Annotated in this window: 2 protein-coding genes; one reads left to right on the top strand and one right to left on the bottom strand. The window is 66.2% G+C overall.

Annotation, left to right across the window (positions count from 1 at the left end; translation table 11 throughout):
• Positions 1 to 372, top strand: a 372-nt coding sequence (locus MOV74_RS39390; protein ID WP_246933022.1) for an AbrB family transcriptional regulator, incomplete at its 5' end; no start/stop codon positions are given.
• 117 nt (positions 373 to 489) lie between these two features.
• Here the strand turns inward: MOV74_RS39390 and MOV74_RS39385 are convergent.
• Positions 490 to 802: disulfide bond formation protein B (locus MOV74_RS39385; RefSeq protein ID WP_246933020.1), on the bottom strand; the 313-nt coding region annotated here is incomplete at its 5' end.

Raw genomic sequence — 802 nt, 5'->3', positions numbered from 1 at the left:
GGCCTGCCGGACTGGGGGCGCGGCGTGGCGCTGGTCGGGATCGGCGCGCTGATCGGCAGCCGTTTCGCGCGGATGCGGATTAAGACGCTCGCGGGCCACATCAACGCGGCGCTGGGCTCGTTCACGGTCGCGATCGCCGTCTCCGCCATTTTCGTCGGCATCGTCGCGCTGACCACGCAAGTCAAATTCTCCGACGTCGTCGTCGCCTTCGCGCCGGGAGCGATGGACGCCATGCTGGCCCTGGCGCTGACCTTGCACATCGATCCGATCTTCGTCGGAGCCCATCACCTCTCGCGCTTCGTGTTCGTGACGATCGCGACGCCGGGCATCGTGCATCTGTTCGGACGCACGCAGGACGACGTGGATGATTAGCAGAGCGCGGCTCTTGTAGGGTGGGCAAAGGCGCGTTAGCGCCGTGCCCACCATGTTTCAGCGATGTCACCAAGAATGGTGGGCACGCTTCGCTTTGCCCACCCTACGACAGCTTGCCTAGCGCTTCGCCGTCCGCATAAATCCCCACGCCGCGATCGCAGCCATGAGCAGCGAGATCAGCACGTTGTAGCCGGCGAGCGAGAGGCCGAGGAAGCGCCACTGCACCTCGTCGCAGCGCACCACCTTCACGGTATCGAGCCTTGAAAAGAGATCGCCGGCGTTGCCGAGGTTGACGACGGGACCGGTGCAATCGGTCGGCCCCTTCCAAAACCCCCATTCGACGCCGGAATGGTAGGCGCCGAGACCGGCATTTGCGAGCGTCGCCAGCGCGAGGATCGCGAGCCCGGCCAGCAGCAGCGGCCGCGGGGCG

Source organism: Bradyrhizobium sp. SHOUNA76 (assembly GCF_023006445.1).
Taxonomy (GTDB): domain Bacteria; phylum Pseudomonadota; class Alphaproteobacteria; order Rhizobiales; family Xanthobacteraceae; genus Bradyrhizobium.
This window is presented reverse-complemented; position numbering and strand designations above follow the sequence as displayed.